Annotated in this window: 18 protein-coding genes; 5 read left to right on the top strand and 13 right to left on the bottom strand. The window is 38.1% G+C overall.

Annotated elements, in window-relative coordinates; all coding sequences use genetic code 11:
* Positions 1 to 146: 146 nt before the first annotated feature.
* Both cydD and cydC read left to right on the top strand, forming a co-directional pair.
* The gene (cydD, locus tag D8M06_RS15910; RefSeq protein WP_121205591.1) at positions 147 to 1,907 is read left to right on the top strand and encodes a thiol reductant ABC exporter subunit CydD; all 1,761 of its coding nucleotides are present in this window, start codon (positions 147 to 149) and stop codon (positions 1,905 to 1,907) included.
* Complete coding sequence (cydC, locus tag D8M06_RS15915) at positions 1,867 to 3,591, top strand: thiol reductant ABC exporter subunit CydC (protein WP_121205592.1); 1,725 nt, start codon at positions 1,867 to 1,869, stop codon at positions 3,589 to 3,591. The genes cydD and cydC overlap by 41 nt, the downstream gene beginning before the upstream one ends.
* A gap of 1,267 nt (positions 3,592 to 4,858) precedes the next feature.
* Here the strand turns inward: cydC and cydS are convergent.
* Genes cydS through D8M06_RS15925 form a run of 3 tightly spaced genes read right to left on the bottom strand, consistent with a single transcriptional unit; the run spans position 4,859 to position 7,341 of the window.
* Positions 4,859 to 4,972 carry a cytochrome bd oxidase small subunit CydS family protein gene (gene cydS / locus D8M06_RS20460; RefSeq protein WP_421904598.1) on the bottom strand — a complete coding sequence of 38 codons (114 nt, stop codon included), beginning with the start codon at positions 4,970 to 4,972 and terminating at the stop codon, positions 4,859 to 4,861.
* 6 nt (positions 4,973 to 4,978) lie between these two features.
* Positions 4,979 to 6,001 carry a cytochrome d ubiquinol oxidase subunit II gene (locus D8M06_RS15920; RefSeq protein ID WP_121205593.1) on the bottom strand — a complete coding sequence of 341 codons (1,023 nt, stop codon included), beginning with the start codon at positions 5,999 to 6,001 and terminating at the stop codon, positions 4,979 to 4,981.
* A complete protein-coding gene (locus D8M06_RS15925; RefSeq protein WP_121205594.1) occupies positions 5,998 to 7,341 on the bottom strand; it encodes a cytochrome ubiquinol oxidase subunit I in 1,344 nt (447 codons plus the stop codon). The genes D8M06_RS15920 and D8M06_RS15925 overlap by 4 nt, the downstream gene beginning before the upstream one ends.
* Positions 7,342 to 7,505: 164 nt before the next feature.
* Here D8M06_RS15925 and D8M06_RS15930 point away from each other — a divergent pair, with 164 nt between their 5' ends.
* A complete protein-coding gene (locus D8M06_RS15930; RefSeq protein WP_121205595.1) occupies positions 7,506 to 8,510 on the top strand; it encodes a DUF3231 family protein in 1,005 nt (334 codons plus the stop codon).
* Positions 8,511 to 8,600: 90 nt separating this feature from the next.
* Here D8M06_RS15930 and D8M06_RS15935 read toward each other — a convergent pair whose 3' ends face one another.
* The 10 genes from D8M06_RS15935 to aspD all read right to left on the bottom strand — a co-directional run bounded on the left by D8M06_RS15935 (position 8,601) and on the right by aspD (position 18,579).
* Positions 8,601 to 8,846 (bottom strand): hypothetical protein, encoded by a 246-nt coding sequence (locus tag D8M06_RS15935; protein WP_121205596.1) that lies wholly within the window; start codon positions 8,844 to 8,846, stop codon positions 8,601 to 8,603.
* Between the two features lie 300 nt (positions 8,847 to 9,146).
* Positions 9,147 to 10,061 carry a glycine betaine ABC transporter substrate-binding protein gene (locus tag D8M06_RS15940; protein ID WP_241558970.1) on the bottom strand — a complete coding sequence of 305 codons (915 nt, stop codon included), beginning with the start codon at positions 10,059 to 10,061 and terminating at the stop codon, positions 9,147 to 9,149.
* Between the two features lie 309 nt (positions 10,062 to 10,370).
* Positions 10,371 to 10,976, bottom strand: a complete 606-nt coding sequence (locus D8M06_RS15945; protein ID WP_121205597.1) for an ABC-2 transporter permease — start codon at positions 10,974 to 10,976, stop codon at positions 10,371 to 10,373.
* On the bottom strand, positions 10,969 to 11,835 hold the full coding sequence (locus D8M06_RS15950; protein ID WP_121205598.1) for an ABC transporter ATP-binding protein: 867 nt from the start codon (positions 11,833 to 11,835) through the stop codon (positions 10,969 to 10,971). The genes D8M06_RS15945 and D8M06_RS15950 overlap by 8 nt, the downstream gene beginning before the upstream one ends.
* 5 nt (positions 11,836 to 11,840) lie before the next feature.
* Positions 11,841 to 12,212: a GntR family transcriptional regulator gene (locus D8M06_RS15955; protein ID WP_121205599.1), complete on the bottom strand. Its 372-nt coding sequence runs from the start codon at positions 12,210 to 12,212 to the stop codon at positions 11,841 to 11,843.
* A 15-nt stretch (positions 12,213 to 12,227) separates the two neighbouring features.
* Positions 12,228 to 12,530, bottom strand: coding sequence for a YfzA family protein (locus D8M06_RS15960; protein ID WP_121205600.1), 303 nt, complete (start codon positions 12,528 to 12,530; stop codon positions 12,228 to 12,230).
* A 764-nt stretch (positions 12,531 to 13,294) separates the two neighbouring features.
* Positions 13,295 to 13,924 carry a YczE/YyaS/YitT family protein gene (locus D8M06_RS15970; RefSeq protein WP_121205602.1) on the bottom strand — a complete coding sequence of 210 codons (630 nt, stop codon included), beginning with the start codon at positions 13,922 to 13,924 and terminating at the stop codon, positions 13,295 to 13,297.
* A 667-nt stretch (positions 13,925 to 14,591) separates the two neighbouring features.
* Positions 14,592 to 15,305 (bottom strand): 3-ketoacyl-ACP reductase, encoded by a 714-nt coding sequence (locus D8M06_RS15975; protein WP_121205603.1) that lies wholly within the window; start codon positions 15,303 to 15,305, stop codon positions 14,592 to 14,594.
* Positions 15,306 to 15,598: 293 nt separating this feature from the next.
* The gene (locus tag D8M06_RS15980) at positions 15,599 to 16,507 is read right to left on the bottom strand and encodes an FMN-binding protein (RefSeq protein ID WP_121205604.1); all 909 of its coding nucleotides are present in this window, start codon (positions 16,505 to 16,507) and stop codon (positions 15,599 to 15,601) included.
* Between the two features lie 455 nt (positions 16,508 to 16,962).
* Positions 16,963 to 18,579, bottom strand: a complete 1,617-nt coding sequence (gene aspD / locus D8M06_RS15985; protein ID WP_121205605.1) for an aspartate 4-decarboxylase — start codon at positions 18,577 to 18,579, stop codon at positions 16,963 to 16,965.
* A 197-nt stretch (positions 18,580 to 18,776) separates the two neighbouring features.
* On the opposite strand from aspD, the gene D8M06_RS15990 reads away from it, so the two are divergent.
* Positions 18,777 to 20,702, top strand: coding sequence for an oxidoreductase (locus D8M06_RS15990; protein ID WP_121205606.1), 1,926 nt, complete (start codon positions 18,777 to 18,779; stop codon positions 20,700 to 20,702).
* A gap of 534 nt (positions 20,703 to 21,236) precedes the next feature.
* The gene (locus D8M06_RS15995; protein WP_121205607.1) at positions 21,237 to 22,385 is read left to right on the top strand and encodes a TIGR04053 family radical SAM/SPASM domain-containing protein; all 1,149 of its coding nucleotides are present in this window, start codon (positions 21,237 to 21,239) and stop codon (positions 22,383 to 22,385) included.
* Positions 22,386 to 22,574 lie beyond the last annotated feature (189 nt).

Below are 22,574 nucleotides of genomic sequence, written 5' to 3' on the forward strand. Positions count from 1 at the left end.
GTGTAGTTTTATAATAGAGTCATTTTTCCATCTGGAAGTGCCGTTACACTAAACGAATAATAATTAACGATAATTATGTATAAACTGATAGACAACGCTCATTATCATAAACTCTTGTAAAAAAGCATTAGAAAGGTTGGCTAACAATGCTGCGAATAAAGGAAGTCATGAAAGAAAATAAAAAGGAAGTTCGTTTCATCACCCTGTTTGCCATTTTTTCTGGCATTTCTATTATTGGCCAAGCTTATTTGCTGGTATTAATCATTGAAAAAGTTTTTCTCAAAGGAGCTCCTTTCGCCCAGGCTCTCCCATTGTTAACCGGACTGTTTTTTATACTAGCTGTACGTCATCTTAGTCACTTTCTCTGTGGAAAAATCGGGATTCAATTAGCAGCAAAAGTAAAAAGCAATATCCGAAAATCGCTTATACACAAACACAGCCATAACTCTTTGCTGGCTTCTCTTCAGGGACAATCTGGGAAAAAGGTTAGTGTATTGCTTGATACGGTGGATAAATTAGATAGCTACTACAGCAAATACCTTCCACAGTTCATACAAATCTTTACTATTTCCTTTATGATTTTACTCGTTATTTTCTGGGAGCATTGGACAACAGGGATTATTATTCTTGCTACTGCCCCGTTTATTCCCATTTTTATGATGATCATAGGATTTAAGACGAGGGATAAATCAGAAGAGCAGTTAGCAAAAATGTCCGCTTTCTCTGGCCAATTTTTGGATGCCTTGCAAGGGATAAATACACTAAAGTTATTTGGACAATCCAACACCCAGAAAAAGAAAATTCAAGAAAGCAGTCATCAATTTAAAGAAGCAACCATAAGTGTCTTAAAAATTGCCTTTCAAAATTCATTAGCACTTGAATTTATCTCGATGCTAAGCATTGGACTAATAGCTCTCGAAGTTGCCTTTCGCATGATTGTATTTCAGAATTTAGACTTTTTCCCTGGTTTCTTGATGCTCCTTTTGGCACCAGAGTTCTTTAATAAATTAAAAGAGCTGGGCAGTGCTTTTCATTTATCCAAGGAAAGCATGGGAGCGGCGAAAATTATCGAAGAAGACCTGGCTGAAGAAACGGTACCGGTCAATTGGGGAACGAAAAGATATGACTGGAAGAAGCCACCAGAAATTACATTAGAAGATGTCACGTATCGTTATAACAGGGATCGCTTTGCTTTAAAAAATATACAGATACATATTCACGCATTCGAAAATATAGCTGTCATTGGAAAAACAGGATCAGGAAAGACGACCCTATTAAATATGCTGGCTGGCCTACTCCCTAATGAAAATGGGCAAATATTGGTGAATGGGGATAACCGGGAATCTTTACAAGAATCTGATTGGTTTTCAGGATTAAGCTATATTTCCCAGTTTCCCTATATTTTTTCTGGAACGATTGCTGAAAATATAGCAATTGGCTCCCCATATTGTACGGAAAAAGACATACAAAAAGCTGGAGAAAAAGCTGGTCTATCAAGAGTTGTACAATCAATGAAAGATGGATATCATACACAAATTGGCGAAGGTGGAAGAGGACTTTCGGGTGGAGAAATGCAGCGAATCGCATTAGCTAGAGCATTTTTAAAACAGCCTACGTTCATTTTGTTTGATGAACCGACAACTGGGTTGGACATTCAAACCGAACAAATCTTACAGGCTTCCATAATGGAATTATCAAAGACATCCACCGTGGTGACGATTGCACATCGCCTATATACGATTAATCAAGCTGATATTATTTTCTTCATGGAAGATGGAGAGATTATCGCATCAGGAAACTTCCATGAACTGATGAAGAAACAATTATTTCGAAACATGTTAACGACAGATCAGGGAGGTGCATGGGTTGAAAGAATTACAAATACTAATCAGGATTATATTTCTTGAGAAAAAGGCAATGTATGTCTCCGTCATTTGTGGGTTCATTGCCGGATTGACTGCAGTCGCTTTATTTGCTTCCAGTGGCTATTTACTATCTCAATCGGCATTCGCTCCTCCCATCTACACATTAATAATATTAGTAGCATCGATAAAATTATTAGGAATCACCTCTGCACTCAGTCGGTATGGTGAAAGATATTATTCCCATCAAGGAACATTTTCCATGTTGAGTCACTTAAGGGTGCTGTTTTACGAAAAGCTTACCGATCAATCAGCCCATATTTTTCAAAAACACCGAAGTGGAGATTTGTTAGCAAAGATAATAGGAGATGTCGAAACATTACAGAATTTCTTTTTACGGGTCTTCTATCCACCTATCGTGATAGCTTTGATATTTAGTTTTACGATTTATTTCACAAGCTTCTTTTCCTTGGGAGCCGCTGTTTTATTATTCTTAGGGTTTATTCTTACAACCATCCTAATTCCAGCCATATTTGCTCTTAGGCAAAGAAAAGTAAAGCGCCCTGTCCGCCAATATCGAGCCAATTTATCGACAAATGTGACGGAATTTCTTTATGGTTTTCGAGATTTAAAAACATATCAAAAACAAGAAAAGAAAAAGGATCAGCTTTTTCAGGTGGCGGATGCTTATGTCAAAGAACAAGAAGCAGAAACTACCGAACAGTTATTCAGTGAATCGTTAAATGGTTTCCTCGCTTCTATCATGACACTATTAGTTCTAGGGTATGGCGCCTACTTAGTAGCCAACGGACAGTTGAATGGTGTGTATCTTGCCTTGCTTGTGATGATTTCTTTAACCGTTTTCGAAAATGTCACATCCATGGCAGTCTTTCCAAGTCATTTTGAAGACAATCGACAAGCGGCTTCCCGATTAAATGAAATTGTAAAAAGTAATGACAAACAGGATCAAGCGAGTAAGAAAAAAGAAGAATTAATATTATCCGATGCTCCTAGCATCAAGATAGAGCATGCTTCGTTTACATTTCCTGATCAATCCATGAAAGCTATTGATGACGTGACATTCAAACTCCCTGCAGGCTCTAAAACAGCAATTGTAGGCCCTAGCGGATCAGGGAAATCTACTTTACTAAACTTACTGCTCTCCTTTTATTCACTCGATCAAGGAGATATTAGGTTAAACAACAAAAGCTATCAGCAAATAGAACCAGATAGTATTTGGAAAAATACAAACGTCATCTTGCAGCACCATCATTTCTTTTACGGTACGGTAGAGGATAATTTACTGCTTGCGAATAAAGCTGCAACAATGGAGGAATTGCAACACGTATTAGCAGCTGTCCAACTTGAAAACCTCGACTTACAGGATCAGATTTTAGAAAAGGCTGAAAATCTATCTGGTGGAGAAAAACAGCGGTTGGCCATTGCGCGAATACTGTTAAAGCGATCTCCCTTGTGGTTATTAGATGAACCAACCTCCTCATTGGACCCTGTAACAGAATCAGCCATTTACAATCATCTAATGGAGGTGGCGAAACAGGATACCCTTGTCCTTATCACCCACCGCTTGACCGGACTCGACAAAATGGACCAAATCATTGTCATGGATCATGGAAAGATCGTAGAAATAGGAACATATAAGACATTAATGGAGAAGCAGGGTTATTTTTATCGAATGAACCAAATAGAAAAAAACGTTATTTCTTTTTAATAACGGGTTCCGATTCCTATCGCAAAACTCTATTTTGTATATCAAAATGTATATTAAAAAGAGGCTGGGACAAAAGTATTTTCTCAAAGAAATCCCGAACATGATTGGTGGATCGGTGCATAAATACGCTCCGGAAATATACTTCGCTTTCCGCGGGGAGCTGGTGAGCCTCCTTCGTGCTGCCGCACTACGCAGTCTCACCGATGCTCTTCTTCCCGCAGGAGTCTACGTATATTTCCTCCGCTATGTAGCACATTGTTCGTTTTCTGAATTAAACACTTTAGTTATGTCCCAGCCTGTTTTTGTATGCAAAAAATAACCCAGTTATAACTAATGTCCTGATTCAATTTGTTAATAGGCGAACCTCCTTTTTTTATAAGCGCTCCTTCTCTTTTATAGGCGTTCCTTCCGTTTTATAGGCGCTCCTCCAGTTTTATAGGCGCTCCTACACTTTTATAGGCGCTCCTTCTCTTTTATAGGCGCTCCTTCATTTTTATAGGCGCTCCTTCATTTTTATAGGCGCTCCTTCATTTTTATAGGCGCTCCTTCATTTTTATAGGCGCTCCTTCTCTTTTATAGGCGCTCCTACAATTTTATAGGCGCTCCTACACTTTTATAGGCGCCCCTTCTCTTTTATAGGCGCTCCTTCTCTTTTATAGGCGTTCCTACAATTTTATAGGCGCTCCTTCTCTTTTATAGGCGCTCCTACAATTTTATAGGCGCTCCTACACTTTTATAGGCGCTCCTACACTTTTATAGGCGCTCCTTCCGTTTTATAGGCGCTCCTACAATTTTATAGGCGCCCCTTCCGTTTTATAGGCGCTCCTACACTTTTATAGGCGCTCCTTCTCTTTTATAAGCGCTCCTTCATTTTTATAGGCGCTCCTTCTCTTTTATAGGCGCTCCTACAATTTTATAGGCGCTCCTACAATTTTATAGGCGCTCCTACAATTTTATAGGCGCTCCTACAATTTTATAGGCGCTCCTACAATTTTATAGGCGCCCCTTCTCTTTTATAGGCGCTCCTACACTTTTATAGGCGTTCCTACACTTTTATAGGCGCTCCTTCTCTTTTATAGGCGCTCCTCCAGTTTTATAATCGCTCATTGAAGAAGACTCACCTGCTCTCCGCGGAAGGCGTAGTGTCGTTCCGTAGCGAGAGTTGAGTACATTACTCTGAATTTAGATTATCACAAACTTCTATCAACTACGACTTTAAAAAGGAAAACGCTCCATTCACAAGGGAAAGGTGAATGGAGCGTTTTCTCTAGTCATCTTCTTCCGTAACCGGGGAATCTTTTAGAGCGGCCCAGAATGAAACGACGATAGCTACCAATGCAATAATAACTGGTGCTATGAAAAGCATGAAATTATCCAACATAAGACGTCACCCTTTATTTTTCTTACCTTGTACATAATCTTTATCAAATAAAAATAGCTTTAAAACCAAATACAATGAAGGAACCAATAAAGCCAATCCAAGAATAAATACAATGACAAGGGAAATAGCCATCGCTTGATTTGTAAATCCTTCATAGATCGTTAGATGGGGGTATAGCAAATACGGATAATGGGATATCCCATATCCATAAAACGCCAATGCAAATTGTCCAAATAAGAGCCACACAGCGGTTCCGTAGTTCCGCTTTTTCCATAATAGCCAAACAGTCAGTGCCCAAAGTATAAAAGACAGACCAAACATCCACCATAAGTCAGTCAGTCGGTTATAATGTTCCGTATTATGAAAGCTCAACTCATAAACAATACCAACCGCAGTAATAATTAATGGCACTGCCCAAATCAACGCATATTTTCGCATCAGATTCGTAGCGTCCTCATCTCCCGTTTGGTTGGCATACCATGTCAAAAAGACGGATGAAATATAGAGAACAGCAACAATACTTAAGGCGACAATCGACCAGGAAACCGGACTGGTGAATAACTCCCAGTAATCTAACACTGGATTTCCTTCCTCTAAATAGACAAATCCGCCTTCTGATATTGCTAGAACCGTTGATAACGAAGCAGGAATCAGCAAACCAGTGAGTCCATACATAAATGCATATCCTTTATGCCCCTTGGAACTGTAGGTTTCAAAAGCATAATAGGAACCTCGAATAGCCAGTAAAATCAACCCGATACTTCCAGGAATAAGAAAGATGGTTCCAATGTAATAGGCAGTCTGTGGGAAAAATCCAACAATCCCTACAAAAAAGAAAACGAAAAAGACATTGGTTATTTCCCATACTGGAGAAAGGTACTGCTGAATAATCTTTGATAAGATATGCTGTTTTCCGGTGATAATACTGTACGCATTAAAAAAGCCTGCACCGTAATCAATCGAGCCAATAATAACGTAGCCAAACAAGAACGTCCAAAGAACAGCAATCCCTAGTATTTCTAAGCTCATGCCTGATCATCTCCTTGCTCTACAGCTTTCAGTTCCTTCTCAACAGGGTTGTTTTTAAAGATACGTCGCAACACGACAACCGTTCCCACTCCCAAAATGAGGTATAACAAAGCAAAAAGAATAATCATGACGTTTACATAATCACTGGTTGTTGCAGCTTCTTCGACTGTCATAATTCCCCTTAAAATCCATGGCTGTCTCCCAACTTCTGCCATCCACCAGCCAAACTCAATAGCCAGAATGGATAATGGTCCACCAAGAACAATAAGCCAGCGATAAATACGCGATTTTACAAAGGTCCAGCCTCTTTTAATCCCTATCCAATAGATGAGGGCTAAGATAATCATGAAGCTCCCTATCGTTACCATGGAATCAAAAAAGTAGTGAACAATAAGTGGGGGAGTCTCCTCTTCTGGAAAATCATTAAGTCCGATTACTTCTGCAGCAGGATTTCCAAAACCGAGAATGCTCAACATATAAGGAACCTTAATCGCATACTTCACTTCCTGATCTTCATCCAAGATTCCATACATCAATAACGGTGCATAATCATCTGTTTCAAAATGCCACTCTGCCGCAGCTAGCTTTTCTGGTTGATAGGCTGCGAGATACTTCCCTGAAAAATCCCCATTAATGGCTGTTGCAATAGCAAAAATAAGACCAATTTTCATGGTTAAATAAAGGGCTTTTTTGTGATAACTGTGTCTTGATCCCTTCAGCAGCCTGTATGCAGCAATCGATGCCAGGACAAATGCAGCTGTCATATAAGAGGAAACAACAACATGGAATACTTTCGTCGGCATCGCCGGATTAAACATGGCAGCAATTGGATTAGCATTGACAAGCTCTCCATTTACAAGGTCAAAGCCGGCGGGAGCGTTCATAAACGAATTAACAATCGTGATAAAGAAAGCAGACATCCCTCCGCCAATGGCAACTGGAATAAGCAAGAGGAAATGTTTTTTCTGATTATCAAATCGATCCCAAGTATAGGCGTATATTCCTAAAAAGATAGCTTCAAAAAAGAATGCAAAGGTCTCCATAAATAACGGCAAGGCAATAATTTGACCAGCTAGCTCCATGAACCTTGGCCAAAGCAAGGAAAGCTGCAGCCCAATAATCGTTCCTGTTACGACTCCAACAGCCACCGTAACCAGATATCCCCTTGACCATCTTCTTGCCATATATATGTAATGTTCATCGTTTTTCCGAATTCCCAGCCAGTGCGCGATAATGATGAAAAGAGGGATTCCCACACCAATCGTCGCATAAATAATATGAAAGGTCAGAGTCATTAACGTCAAAAATCTACTGGCCATCACCGGATCTTCAAATATCATCTCGCAAAGCTACCTCCTTTATTTCGAACAATTCAATTAAATAGTAAACACAATTAGTATGTATTATAATACTAATCTTATTCGGTGATGATAAAACTCCTTATACATATTGAACAACAAAATAGATAATAATATTATTATTAAAAGCTTGGGAGAGATTACTCATGTCAGAGGAAATTAGCTACCACGATAACACTTCATTAACAGCAACGGAAATGGGCAAGCTGTGGGTGACATATATTGGAAACAGCATGGGAAAATGTGTCCTTACATACTACTTGAAAAACGTAGATGATCTGGAGATAAAAAGTGTACTAAATGATGCACTTACTCTAAGTGAAGATATTCTGCACAGGATTAAAGAAATCTTTCATCAAAGTAATTTTCCTGTACCAAAAGGATTAACAACAGAAGAAGACGTAAATTTAGATGCACCAAGATTATTTGCTGACGAGTTTTATTTGTATTACTTAGGTTACACTGGAAGAGCAGGAATGAGTCTTTACAATGCAGGTATTCCTATCATTACAAGAAAAGATATTAGAGATTTCTTAGCTGAAACATTACAAAGAACAGTAGAATTAATATCCAGTGTAAATGAAGTACTTAAGTCGAAAGGGATTTTTTATGGCGGCCCAGATATCCCTACACCTAAGAAGATAGATTTTATAAAAAGTCAAAGTTATTTGAATGGATTTTTTGGCGATAAGAGACCATTGCATGGATTAGAAATTGGCCATCTATACGATGACATCAATAACGATACGACCAGTAAGGCACTAATAGTCGCCTTTAAACAAGTAGTCCAAGACCAAAAAATAAAACGATATTTCGAGCGAGGAAAGAACATAAACCACCGACACATTACTACAGCTACCGAAATGTTGTATAAAGATAATTTGCCTGCCCCACCCTTATTGGATCAGATGGTCACAGATTCTACCATACCGCCATTTTCGGATAAGCTAATGTTGTTTCACAAAATGGATATGTTTTCCATGAAGATAAGATCGTATGCAAATGGAGCATCCCTAAACGGGAGGCGCGATATTGGAGCTATGTATGCACGATTTATAATGGATGTCACTCTTTATGTAGAAGATGGAGCAAATATCATGATCGATAACGGATGGATGGAACAACCCCCTAGCGCACTGGACCGAGGATAAGGACACGGGGGTTCCTTTCCCGTCTTTGCTAAAAATCAGCATTCCTCCTGTGGCTAACTTATAGACAGAAACGCTTAGAATATTTAATTGTTAATTTTTAGTCATTTTCCAGGAGATAAAATAAGCTATAATCGCAGAAAGAAAGGCAAAAAATATTGTCAGTAAATCATTTCTGTTATCACTTCTAATAACAACTTCACTAGATAAATTAGCACTCACATTCCACGCATCTGTTACATCCGGTGTATACATAAATGTAAGAAACCATCCAGAAATAACCTGGAATAATGAAAGTAATAATAGAAAACTAATCGCAAAGATTATATATTTTTTCATTTGTTGACACCCCCAGACATTTTTACGTTTATACTTTACTACGAATTAGAAAGAAATGTGTTTCACTATTTCACTAACTTGCTTTTTAATTAAAAATTGCCTAGCTCACCCAATCCATAACAGCAATTGTAGCACAATAGTGACAGAGTATCCCCTCATGAATTTCTTGATAATTTCCTTGCTGTGTAATTAGTATGACTTTTATTGGTTTGGTATCCTTATACTTGGTTCCCCACAAATAAAAACAAGGGCCAGATTACTCTAACTCTATCAAGTGAGCAATCCGACCCTGAAAATCTATTATTCGTTTGGTTGTAAATCCTCGATTGATTCGATGTCCACATATTCAGGAACAGTCAAACCAATAATTGTACCTTCTAAGTTTGGACCTAAATCAACAATATCTTCTTTATATTCTTCATAGAAAGGACCGTGCGTTACAGGTAGCCACGGAGCAAGCGATGCGTCAGCTTCACCATTAGCGATTGCTTGGAACACAATTGCTGGGTCGACAGGTGTTAATTCCACTTGATACCCTTGTTCTTCCAATACTAGTTTCATCACTTCACCAGATGCACGTTCAGAGTCCCAAGGGGTTAGTACTAGTTCAATATCTTTTTCATCATCTGGCTCAACGCCTTCTGTCCACTCATTAACTTTATCGCGATTCGCTTCTACCCAATTGCTCGCCGCTTCTTCCATGGGCATATCTTGCGCCTCGAGCATGACAGATTCCATATCTTCTACTTCCCAGTAGAAACGATCGAGAATTTCATTAGCACCAGGCATGTCCTCTTCCAAGCCCATTCTAGTTATTGTATTGATGTTCTCCTCTTCTCCAAATGTACCTTTTGGATCCTCCAAATACTTCAAATCATGAGAAGCAAACATATAGTGTGGATTCCAACCAACGACAATGATTGGCTCTTCATTACTAATTGCCTTATCTAACTCTGTTAACATACCTGCAGTGGAACCTTCTACAAGTTCCCAGCCTGCTAAGCTATCATATTCTTCTAAAGCTGTTTCTGAAAGCCCCATTGCTCCTGCTCCAGGCTCAATACCTATAATCTCATAATCAACCGTTTCACTTATATTAGCAGTCTCTACTCCTGCATTATCATTTTCCTGCATTTCTTCTCCATTACCGCAACCAATCAGCAGTAAAGAAATAGAAAAGGCAAGAGTGATACCAATTAACCTTGATTTTACCAATTTGTCTTCCTCCTTCAAAATTAAAAAGGACTATACACTTGGTATGTCCTTAAATCTTAATTTAACCATAGTTAAGTTATTAAATTAGCATAAGCTATTATATAACTTACGGCACGAGAAGGAAAACGGCAAATTTTCTTAAATTCATCCGTCCACATTATACAGTTTATACTGTTCATATAATGCTAGATTTTACATAGAATTACTATATTTTCCTCGTATTCTATTCTAAATTTGTGAAGTCAACCTCTCATCTTCGCTCATTTTCCGTATTCTCATATTTGACAAAAACCTCGCCCACGAAAAAACTTAGAACACTTTTCGCTCATAAATGACAGTCGAAATCCCCCACGAAAGAGCATATATAATTATAACAATAAGGGTTGCTCCCATATATAAGCTTGGCGTAGACAAACTAGCAAAGAATTCAGTTATCCCTGTTAAATGATTAGAAATAAACGAAACAACAGGACCAGCTATCCATGATAAAAGAATAAAGGAAATGAGAACAACTGTCGTAATATACCCTGGTTTAAATATATGAAATAACGGAAAGGTTAAAGCTACAAATAATAAGAATAATCCACTGCCAATCACAACATCAGTCATGGTAAAAGTTTTATTGAAAGCAAACAATGCTACACTAGTCAACCCAATAGATAAAAGCATATATACAATGGCACCTAGATAGCGTGATGCGATAATCTCCGTACGTTTGTAAGGTAGGGAATTTAACAAGATATTGGTTTCAGCTTTTTCATCGTAACCAAAAGCATTAAAGGGAATAAAAATACTGGCCACCAAAAAAGTAAAAGCTGGCTGTGCACCCATAATGATAAAGAATAAAATAAAAGGAATAAAGATAAACAGCTGATTTTTCTGTATTATGATATCACGTCTGATTAGATTAAACATGATGGATCCCTCCTTTAAAGTAATACATAATATCTTCCAGAGAAGCCCGTTCCATGACAACCGTATCTCCAAAAATTTCTTTCACTTCTGTAGTATTATCGGTTAAAGCTTCAAAACCTGTTGGTGCACGATGAACGTGAACAAAGGCTTTTTCCGTGTCTCTGTCCAAAAGATCGATTCTCCCTTTAACAAGTGCATAATCTTCAGTAACGTCGTGAATCGACTTACTAAATACTAATTCCCCTCTTTGTATAAATGCTATATAGTCTGCAATACGATCTAAATCTGTTGTAATATGAGTGGAGAAGAATATGGTACGAGTTCCATCAAGCATTAATTCTTGCAGGAGACCCAACAATTCTCGTCTAAAAATGGGATCTAAACCTGCTGTTGGCTCATCCATAATAATCAGCTCTGCATGATGGGATAAAGCAATAGCCAATGATGCCTTCATTTGCATTCCCTTGGAGAATGTCTTTATTGATTTATTGAGTGGTAATTCGAATTTCTCTACGTATTGATGAAATAATGTATCGTCCCAACGTCTGTATGCTGGTGCTACAATACGTTTTATATCTTTTAAATTGAGCCCTTCAAAAAATACATTGCTATCGTACACGAACCCGATGCGCTCCTTTATATCCTTCTCATTTGTTTGATAATCCAATCCAAAAAGTTTAACTTCTCCGGCATCCGGTCTTAATAAATTCATCATCATTTTTATCGTTGTTGATTTCCCAGCACCATTTGCTCCAATGAATCCTGTGACAAAGCCCTGTTTCACATGTAAATCTATATTTTTTATGGAAAAGCCTTTAAACTTTTTCGATACATTTATCAATTCAACCACATTTTCCACTATTTTCACTCCTTATATAAGATTTCCAATAATTGCTGCAGTTCATCAAGGGGCAAGCCGATTTCTCTGCTATTTATAATGACTGCATTTAGTTGCTCCTCAATGACCCTCTGCTTCTTCTCTCTAATAATCTCTAAATTTTGCTCAGCAACAAACGACCCTTTTCCAACAATGGAATAAATAAAACCCGCCTTTTCCAATTCTTCATAGGCACGTTTCGTCGTAATCACACTAATTTGTAAATCCTTTGCTAGTTGTCGCATGGAAGGTAAAGACGTACCCTCCTGTAGTTCTCCTGATAAAATGGACGATTTAATTTGATTGGTAATTTGCTCATAAATCGGCTCCTTTGAACTATTGGAAATAATGATTTGCATGCCAATCCCTCTTCTTTATTTATTTAAGATCTTCCGTGGTGAAATGATGTCTTGGACTGCTTGAAAAAGTATTGCAACAATCTGAATTACGGTAAACATATTAAAAAATGGATAGGAATAAGGTGTTATCCATTCCGTAAAAAGCCCCGAGTTCAAAATCCTTCTTCCCATTCTGGAGAATAAGTGATTACTATCATTTATATTTGGCTCCAGGATAGTTCCATCAGCAATAATAAAAAACAACTGAAAAACAGAAAGTATAACCAAAATGAGTATCCAACGTTTGACCAGTTTAGGATTTTCCTCAGCTCTAGACATGTAATCCCTTCTCCCTCATAAACCTTACTATGATAGAAGAGGATATAGTTCTAAATTATCCACTCCCCCTAACACTCATTCTTATATAATGTATATATACTATATATACATTATATACACACCTAAATACATCGTGCAACCTTTTTGTTTGAAATCACAGAAAATTTTCAAACGCACGATTGACTTCAATCTTTGATGAAGGTAGTTTAGGGAAGAAAATAGGGATTGTTATTTTTCTATGTATTGCGGAAGTTGAGGTAACTATGGGGAGGTTTATAGAGGTGTAACAATTGGTAGCTCCCGAACTTTTCTGATATGTAAAAAAAGCGTAGTGGATATATAATAAACTTCATTTCTGTATGTGAATCTCAGGATACTCTTTAAACACCAAATCATCCTCCTAGTATTTAAACCTTCTTCACTTCAAAGTTAATCAAAAAATATAAAAACTAATAAACTAATAGTAAAGAGTATATAAGCAACTTGGATGATTATGTACATGGTAAATTCAAAGGTTGATAGTTTACTTTGTTTCTTTTTTCTATCTAGAGAACGAAAATAAAAAGAAGAACTAACTAATAAAACTAGGATAGATATTGCACGTAAAATCTCAGCAAGGATTAACAAACGAATCAACTCCTTCTTTACTAGACCTAGTGATACTGACTAGCAGCTAAACAACCCCTCCTTTAAACTAGCATTATATGAAGAGTATCGCAGTCTTTTTCATCGATTTCTTAAGCTTTCTATATAAAATGAATTTATTAACTAATATTTTCTTTTTCCATGGAACGTTTTTGAAGTACCATTAACACATATGGCCGAATCCACTGAATGATAACCCCAGTGATTAGTGCATTTAGCAATGTTCCAATACCGATAGCACCATTAAAGAAGAAAGCAATAATCACTAAAATGATACTAATGATTGCCCGTGACCTACTAAAAGACCATCCCGTCTTTTCGGTTAAAATAACCATCGAACGGTCCATTGGATTTGGAGCAAAACTGGATTCTAAATAAATCGCAATACCAATTCCAGTAAAAAGAATGCCTAGTAATACTAATATAACTTGTTCCAATAACTGATTTGGTATTAACCAACCCCCTAATATCAAAAGCCATGTATCAATCCCCATTCCAGTAATAAGGGAAGTTAGTATCGCCAAAAGTTCAGGCCTGGCTTTTAATGCGATTGCATTAAGCAGAACCATAGTAGACCCAACAACAATCTCCCAGCTCCCTATACTTAATCCAAACGTCCGATACAACCCAACAAGCAAAGCATCAAACGGAGAAGTACCTAATTCAGATTGAACGGTGAGAGAAATTCCTAATGTCAACACCACAATCCCACAAAAATATATCAAAAATGAACCACCAAACTTACGCATACACACCCTCATTTCTGGGACAAAGGGGTTCCTTGTCCCTCATTTATTCGAAAAAGTCCCTCGCTCAAAAAGAACCTACTATTAAAAAAGACTGTATCATTCTATCAAAAGAGAAGTCTAGTCCTAATTTCAGTGGTGGAGGAAAAACTAGCTTTAATCATATTTTTAGTGCTTTTAATTATGTTGTAATTGATAGAAAAAATTAATGATTTTGTGTCTACACACTGTAAATGACTAGCCTATTAAGAAAGAGAGCTGTACTTTTAGGTGTCATATCATCAAAATGTGAGCGGTAAATCAACTATGGAGTTGATATCGACGAACTTCACCAAGATATCAACGAAGCAAGCTATCATATCTACAAAAAACAATTTGAAATCTACCAAAACAAGCAGGATATCTTCGAACGATGCGGATATCCACGAAGCTCGCCAAGATATCTATGAAAACAAAACAACCTCTTGTGAATAAAGGCCTTACTCTCCACTCCCACAATTACATTTCACACTCCACACAATGATAGTTATGTCTTAGGTTATACGAAAAATACGACACCAAAAGAAATATAATGCGAACCTTATTTGAGCGTAACTACGAATATATAGCCATTTATCATTATTAGAATTAACCACTTTTCTTATGCCCCGGCCCTAACACCTTTTCGAACTTAAAACGGATTAGTTGCCCAAATTTCAGAAGTCTTAATAAATGTACGTTGTTCCAGCTTTAGAAGACTTACCATATACTCTGCCAGGTCCTCTGGTTGTGTAAACCTTTCCGGATCTCGCTGCTCATTTTCCCTTGTCAGGTCTGTTTCGACAAGACTTGGCGTCAGAACATTTACTCGAATATTATGATGCCGTACCTCTTGCATCAAGGATTCGCTCATGCCAATTACAGCAAATTTGGATGCACTATATGCACTGGAACCTTTTGTCCCTTTAAGACCAGACATAGAGGAAATGTTGATAATATCGCCCTGATTTCTCTCTATCATGCCAGGTAAGACGGCTTTTGTGACATGAACCATTCCCATCACATTCGTATCGAACAGATTTTTCCATGTCTCAGTTGATAAATCCAAAAAAGATCCATAGGCTCCAACTCCCGCGTTATTGATAAGAATATCAATCGAACCGAGCTCACCTTCTATTTCCTCAACAGCCCTTTTCACCTCTGTTTCATTTGATACATCAGCCGCTGCCGTTACGAAGGTTGTACCTAATTCCGTTAATTCTTTACGAATCATGCCAAAGCTGTTTTCCGATCTCGCAATTAAACCTAACTCCACTCCTTCTTTAGCAAGTTCTAAAGCCGTTGACCGTCCAATTCCCCTGCTACCACCTGTAATTATTGCCTTTTTTCCTTGTAAAGATTGCATTCTTTCCCATCCTTTCTTTATACACTTCTTCTATAACAAATATAGCATAGAACCAGATTGTAGTTGAACAGCTATCCCTTCATTAAAAGAAGACAAATAAAAAACGAACAAACATTAGAAAAAACAATGTCTGCTCGTTTCATTTTTAGTAGATACACATATTACATAACCAAAGCACCATAAACTATTTCATATAAACGAAGGTCTAAAATTGCGGGAAACTCTAGTAAAGTAATTAGGGGAAGCCCTCCAAAAGTGTCCTTTCGATGGTCTTCCCCTAAACATGCTACTTCTTATTTTGCTTCAGCTAGTGCTTTTTCTGCTAAATCAAAGAACTCAACTACGTGAATGGATACACCTGAAATTGCATCTGTGTGCCCTTCTTCACTTGTGTACTCGATTGCAGTTGGATCTTGGACTTCAAGTAGGTATGCTTCAGCTAATTCAGCCTGTTCATGCCATTCAGCTTGAGCTCCTCCGTTTTCAACCATGCCGTATTCTCCATTAGCTGATACGGTATCTTTGTCATCTCCACCATCTTCAAATACACCATTCCAGTCAGCTGCCACAATATTACCATTAACGACAGTTAGAGAAGCAGTGTACTTCCAACCACTGTCACCAAACTCATCTTCTTCTGCATAATAAGCTCCATCTTTATAAGGGCCTTTTTCTACTGGGCCATTTGCTAAAGCTTTTTCAGCTAGGTCAAAGAACTCAACTACGTGAATGGATACACCAGAGATTGCATCCGTATGTCCTTCATCAGTTGTGTACTCAATGGCAGTTGGATCTTGTGTTTCAATTAGGTATGCTTCTACTAATTCAGCCTGTTCATGCCATTCAGCTTGAGCATCTCCATTTTCAACCATTCCATATTCGCCATTAGCTGATACGGTATCTTTGTCATCTCCACCAGCTTTGTGTGCACCGTTCCAGTCAGCGGAAACTATTTTTCCGTCTTCAACTTCTAAAACAGCGATATATTTCCAACCACTATCACCAAAACCGTCTTCTTCAGCATAATAAATTCCATCTTCATATGATCCTGTTTCTTCGGAAGTTTCTTCTGAGTTGCTTTCTGTTTCTTCTATATCATTTGCAGCATCTGATTCACTTGCTTCTCCCTCAGTGCCACAACCTGTTATCAAAAATAAAGAAACCATTGCAGCTAAAACTAATACTAACCATCTTTTTGTCATACTATTTTCCTCCTCTTTAACTTTGTTAATGTTTTCACAATGAATTGTATTACAAATGGGATAATAAGTCTATAGTTTGTTGATGATTTCACAATCTTTTCAAATCCTCTCTTACTTTATCAAATTTTCATTGACAAAAGCAAACACTATGTTATATAGCGTTTCATCAATAAATATAGTGGATAAAAACTAAAAACATTCCACTCTATAACACCGAAATCACATTTCTACTTCCCTCTATTTCTAACATATAAATTGTGAATATGTTAACAAAATCTGATGTTGAAATAAGTAAGTTTATCACATGGATTTTTTAAATTCTTAAAACATGAAACCAATTTTTTTCTAATTCAACTTTACCCAAAAAACACTCGTATACATTGATATATCAACATTTACGAGTGTTATCTTTAAAAACATTATCTGTAAACATTAGTTTTGAACAGGCTCGAAATCTATCCTCTTCCCTCTCTCCACTCTACTACATAATCTTCAAGGACTTTCTTTAATTCTTGCCCAATACGTGAGTAAGCTTCATCCTCTAAATTAGCAAGAGATACACGAATCGACCATTCAGGTGCTAAAAATCCTTCACCACTTAATAAAACGATGGATGACTTCTCAGCCAGACGATATAATATATCAATCGGTTTATAATTCTTTTGAAGGTAATCAATGAATCCTTCTTCATAATGAAGCTTACACCAGATTTCCAAATCGATTTCGGTGTAATAATCCGCGTCGTTAGGTAAGCGTTTCATCGGCAACCCTAGACCTTCGTACAATAAATGCATTCTACGTTGTAAAATATCATTGGTTTTTTGTTTGTACTCGTTATTAGAATCTAACATGGCAAAAATCGAGAATAATGCCATTTGTACTTGCTGCGGTGTAGATAAACCTGCCGTGTGGTTCATCGCTACATCCCTGCTATCTGCCACAATTCGGTCGATAAACTTTAGATTCTCTGGATTTCCTGTAAGAGAGGCATACCTTTTATTAATAATATCTTTCTCTTCCACCGGTAATTCTTTTACTAATTTATCAAAAACACTGGACTGATTGATAGCAATCGTTCCTAGTCGCCAGCCCGTCACACCAAAGTATTTGGAAAAGGAATAGACGCCAATGGTATTGTAAGGTAACTCTACCATTAGCGAGCGAAAATCCTCTACAAATGTTCCATACACGTCATCAGAAATAATCATAAGGTTTGGATTATCTTGTTTTACAACTTGTATCAATTGTTCGATGGATTCTTTTTTGATGGAAACGGATGGTGGATTACTCGGGTTAACAAGGAAGAGTGCTTTAATCTCCTCATCCCTTAACTTTTCTAATTCCTCCTTTGGGTATTGCCATGTATGATGTCCGTCTTCGTCTATTTCTGTTGCCCTTATTTTCACTAGATGATAAGCATGGTTAGGGAGTTCTGGAATCTCTATGTACGGAGGAAATATCGGAACCATCACCGCTATTTTCGAACCTTGTGGTAGTAAATGATTTTTGTATAACGTTTCAAAAATATAGCACATTGCTGCTGTGGCGCCTTCAACAGCAAATAAATCATACGTATCACTTGATGTATCTTGCCTGTACAACTCTCTTGATAAAAAATCACGTACCACTTGTTCTGTCCTAATAAGCATGCGATCTGGATTAGGATAATTATCCCCTATTATTCCGTCTACTAGTTCATAGACCCATGCATCTGGCTCAAACTGTTTGTTATGGATTCCGTAATCCACGATTTCCTCAAGCAATTGAATTCCAGGAACTTGCTGATTTTCTTTAACAAAGCTTTGAAAACGCTGAGCCATTCCTTCCCGAACTGGCATACCAGCTAAATCACCATCATCCCATACTCTTCTAGATTCTGTAACCGCAAATTGCCCCAATGCGAAAAAGGCTTCTCGAGGTGCTGCTGCAATCCAATTAGGATTACCACGACCTGCATCTAGCATGGTTCTTGTCATTTTCTTTTTTCCCTGTGCAAGATCAATGAGTTCATCTTTTAACTCGAAAGGACTTATTTTCTTTAACTGCTGACTTTCTTTTTTTGGTTCGTCCATCAAGATCCTCCTAAATAACTGCTGTCGTCCTAACAAGAGTATTCCACATTTGTTGGTGGATTATAATTGGACTCCTTTATAAAATTATTATACTTTTTACCATCGCTTTTTTCACTTTGGTCTATTATAATTAATAGTGTGCATTATTTATATTTATACTTGTGAAAAACTCAACAAATGAAGAAGGAGTTAAAAGTATGCGCTTTCCTCATGTTTTCAAAGAAGGAAAAATTGGTGGGTTATTAGTGAAAAATCGAGTCGTTATGCCGGGAATGGGTACAGGACTTGCTTCTCCTGAAGGGGAGGTAACAGAGCAACTCATCCGTTATTACGAAGAACGTGCCAAAGGAGGGACAGGTTTACTGATTACCGAATTCACATCCATTGATTACGAATTAGGAAAAGGGACGCCTAATCAACTAAGAATCGATGATGATGCCCTTATTCCAGGTATTAAACGATTATCAGAAGCAATACATAAACACGATGCAAAACTATTTGTCCAGCTCCATCACGCTGGTCGAGAATCAAATTCTGCCTTATTAAATGGCAAACAAATCGTAGCACCAAGCCCAGTAACCTGTGCGGCAATTGGAGAAGAACCAAGAGAATTAACCACCACCGAAGTGAAGAACATCATTCAGCAATTTATTCAAGGTGCCATCCGTTGTAAAAACGCTCAAGCTGACGGTGTAGAACTACATGGTGCTCACGGCTATTTAATTTCTCAGTTTCTCAACCCGCATACGAATCTGCGAAAGGATGAATTTGGAGGTAGCTTTGAAAATAGAATGCGTTTTATAACCGAAATCATCCAAGGAATCAAACAAGCCTGCGGAGATCACTTCACTGTCATAGTACGGCTTAGTGTAGATGAATTTGATCAAGAAGGATTAACTGTAGAAGAAAGCCAAGAAATTAGCCGTTATCTGGAGAAAATCGGTGTGAATGCCATTCATGCCAGTGCCGGAAACTATAATTCTATCGATAAAGTTATCGAGTCCCCATTATTTGAGCAGGGCTGGCGCGTTTACCTAGCAGAAGCAATCAAAGAAGTGGTTCAAATACCAGTTATTGCAGTAGGAAATATACGTGAACCAGGGTATGTAGATTCCATTATTGCGGATGGAAAAGCAGATTTTGTTGCAATGGGCCGAACACATATCGCTGACCCTGAATGGAGTAACAAAGCATTAGAAGGCCGTGAAAAAGAAATCAGAATGTGCATTTCCTGTCTTCATTGTACTTATTCATCACAATTTGAATGTTCGATTAATGCACGAGCAGGGCATGAACTAGAATATACGGATTTTGAGAAAATTAACGAAAACCGCCATGTGGTCATTGTTGGTGGTGGTCCAGGCGGAATGGAAGCTGCAAGAGTATTGTCATTAAGAGGTTATGATGTCAGCCTCTTTGAAAAAACAAACCAGTTAGGTGGCCAACTACGATTAGTCTCCGACCCTGTTTATAAAAAGAAAATGACTTGGTATTGTGAATACTTGGCACATGAGATGGAACGTCTAAATGTAAATATACATCTCCAAACTGAGGCAACCGTGGAAAAAATTACAGACCTTGAACCATACGCAGTCATTCTAGCAACTGGCAGTAAGCCCTATATTCCAGAAATCCAAGGGCATCATCATCCTCATGTATGGTCTTATGAAGACATTAGACAAGAAAGAAAGGAATTTAACAATCTGCGAATTACCGTAATAGGTAGTGGCATGATTTGTCATAGTACTGCTCGACGATTTGCTGAACAAGGGAACCATGTCACCTGGATTGAACAGCCAACAAGATCAAAAAGAAAAATAAGTCCTCAAACTAGAGCGCGTCTGATGCAAAAACTAGAGGACAAACATGTGAACATTGTCACTAACCATGAAGTATCGAAAATACTCGCTAATTCTATCATTATACAAGATAAACATTCGCAAGAACGATCAGAAATAGAAACCGACCAAGTGGTAATGGCCATGGGAGTTGAGCCATCTAACCCGTTAGAATCCAAACTAAAAGGTTACATACACAATCTATATGTAATAGGCGACGCAGTAGGCTACTCTTCCCTAGCCGACGCTACTCATCAGGGATTTAAAATAGCTTACTCGCTTTAACAGATGCAATTGCTATTTTTAAGTTATAGCTCATAAAGTCACGCATCATTCGTAAAAACAACAAACTGCGAGGTAGTGAGAATTCCATTGTTATTGGCTCTCGCTTGTTCTAATGATTGAGAGTGCTTATATTCGCTACGTCAGAATACTTCGCTTTCCGCGGGAGTCTCCGTATTCTGCCTCCGCTAGTGTTGGTTTTCTGATTAATCTATAGCCTAATACCTTTGTAAAGGACGTTTTTATTAGCTTCTTAGAATTTTTGGCAATACTTAGATGAAAAGTGGGACAGCAAAAAACAGCGAAGAAAATACACGGAGACTCCTGCGGGAGGAGAGGCCTAGTTGAGACCCCGGAGTGCGATAGCACGAGGAGGCTCAACAACCGCCCGCGGAAAGCGTAGTGTATATCCGTAGCGGTATTAATGCACTCACTTCCATCATTAGTTAGTGCGAAGTTTATACAAAACACGACATTCCATCACAATAATGCAACAATCTTTCAGTATGACAAATCTCATAGAAATTAGGTGGTACTATGCATAGTAATGGACATCCTCATCATTCTGGTAAGACCATTGATTTCAACCAAAATCCTTTTATAGCGATATGGGAGGTTACAAGAGCTTGTGAGCTTCGATGTGTGCACTGTCGAGCAGATGCACAGACGAAACCTCATCCAGATGAACTCACGCACGAAGAAGGCATCCAACTAATTGACCAAATTTATGAAATGAATAATCCGATGCTCGTCTTTTCAGGCGGAGATTGCATGATGAGAGAAGATTTATATGACCTAGCCGATTATGCGGTGAAAAAAGGAATGCGTGTTTCCATTACACCAAGTGCAACAGATAATGTCACAAAAGAAAAAATGGAAATGGCCAAAAAAGTCGGATTATCGCGTTGGGCATTTAGTCTGGATGGTCCGAACCCGAAAATTCATGATCAATTTCGAGGTACATCTGGATCCTTTGATTTAACATTAGAAAAAATCAGCTACCTTCATGAACTCGGTATGCCGCTGCAGATAAACACCGTTATCTCCAGGTATAACTACGATCACTTAGAACAAATGGCTAGATTAGTAGAAGAGTTGAGAGCTATCATGTGGTATATTTTCCTTTTGGTACCTACTGGCAGAGGACAACTGGATGCTTGCATTACACCAGTTGAACATGAAAAAGTGTTTCGCTGGTTATATAACCTAAACAAAACCTCTTCCTATGATATTAAGCTCACCGCTGCACAACATTACCGCAGAGTTGTACTGCAAGAAAAAGTGAGAGAACACAAATTGGACAAAGACTCGATTCATTATGAAGATACCATCACTTCGGATCATGCATCACAGGTGGATGGATTAAGTCGAGCACCAAAAGGAGTAAATGACGGAAACGGCTTTATTTTCATCTCGCATACGGGTGATGTCATGCCTAGTGGTCTTCTTCCTATTAAATTAGGAAATGTTCGTAATCAGCCATTAAAAGAAATTTACCGGGAATCTCCTATTTTGAAAGATATTCGCAATCCAGATAAGTATAAAGGAAAGTGCGGAGTCTGTGAATACCGACACGTATGTGGCGGCTCAAGATCTAGAACGTACGCAGTAACAGGAGATTACATGGAAAGCGAACCATTTTGCGTGTATATACCAAAAGCAATGAGAAATAAAAAGAACGTCTAATTTACGGGCGGGTTCTCCCTGGGGCTCTTTTCTTTTTATAGGCGCTCCTCTCGTTTTATAGGCGCTCCTTCCTTTTTATAGGCGCTCCTCCCTTTTTATAGGCGCTCCTCCCTTTTTATAGGCGCTCCTCCCTTTTTATAGGCGCTCCTCTCTTTTTATAGGCGCTCCTCCCTTTTTATAGGCGCTCCT

This window comes from Oceanobacillus halophilus, from assembly GCF_003628505.1.
Taxonomy (GTDB): Bacteria; Bacillota; Bacilli; order Bacillales; family Amphibacillaceae; genus Oceanobacillus; species Oceanobacillus halophilus.